The following is a 915-nucleotide window of genomic DNA, read 5'->3' on the forward strand; positions in this document are numbered from 1 at the left end:
GTTGCTGCACCGAATGGGTGGCATCGAAGATCACGGGCGCGCCGATTTCGGCCATGATGGGAAGAGCGCGCATGTCGGAGACCAGCGTGTTGTAGCCGAAGGAGGCGCCGCGCTCGGTGGTCAGCACATTGGCATTGCCGGATCCGGTGATCTTGGCGACGACGTTCTTCATGTCCCAGGGGGCGAGGAACTGCCCCTTCTTCACATTGATAACCTTGCCGGTCCTTGCGGCGGCGACCAGCATGTCCGTCTGGCGCGACAGGAAAGCCGGAATCTGCAGGACATCGACATGCGGCGCGACGATCGCGCACTGCTCCTCGGTGTGGACATCGGTCAGCACGGGGAGCGAAAATTCCTTGCGCAGTTCGTCGAAGACGGGAAGGGCTGCGTCCATGCCGGCGCCGCGCGTCGCCGACAGCGAGGTGCGGTTGGCCTTGTCGTAGCTGGTCTTGTAGACGAGGCCTATGCCGAGCCTGCCGGTCAGTTCCTTCAGTGCGCCGGCCATGTCGAAGGCATGCTGGCGCGATTCAAACTGGCACGGGCCGGCGATCAGGGACAAAGCCGCCCTGTTGTCGAAGACGACATTGCCGACGGCTACAGACGAATTGGGCGCCATCGAATTGGACGCTTGCGGCTTGCTCATGGGATCTCCCGGAAGATAAAGGCCGCGCCCTGTCCGGGTGCACGCCGCACGACGATATCATTGCCCGCTATATCGTGTTGGACGGAATTGGCTGCAAGCAGCCTTGATGTCACATCGGCGTTCCGAACCGAAAAGACCACCGCTGCGAAGCGTAGATCTGTCGGCGCGCCGGCCGGCAGGCCGAAGCGCGCGGTGAAAGCCGCGCGGTCAAGCACGCTCAAATCCGCATTCGGCAAGGGAAAAATGCCGCCCTGCCCGTCGGCGGCCGGATC

The 915-nt window shown here is 63.2% G+C and carries 1 protein-coding gene and 1 pseudogene; both read right to left on the reverse strand.

Annotated elements, in window-relative coordinates:
- Positions 1-643: 3-deoxy-8-phosphooctulonate synthase (gene kdsA / locus EN893_RS35745; protein ID WP_128362255.1), on the reverse strand; the 643-nt coding region annotated here is incomplete at its 3' end.
- Positions 640-915 (reverse strand): annotated as a pseudogene (locus EN893_RS35750) (VOC family protein); the annotation flags it as partial. The pseudogene EN893_RS35750 and the gene kdsA, both read right to left, overlap by 4 nt.

It is taken from the genome of Mesorhizobium sp. M7A.F.Ca.CA.004.04.2.1 (genome assembly GCF_004022825.1).
Taxonomy (GTDB): Bacteria; Pseudomonadota; Alphaproteobacteria; order Rhizobiales; family Rhizobiaceae; genus Mesorhizobium.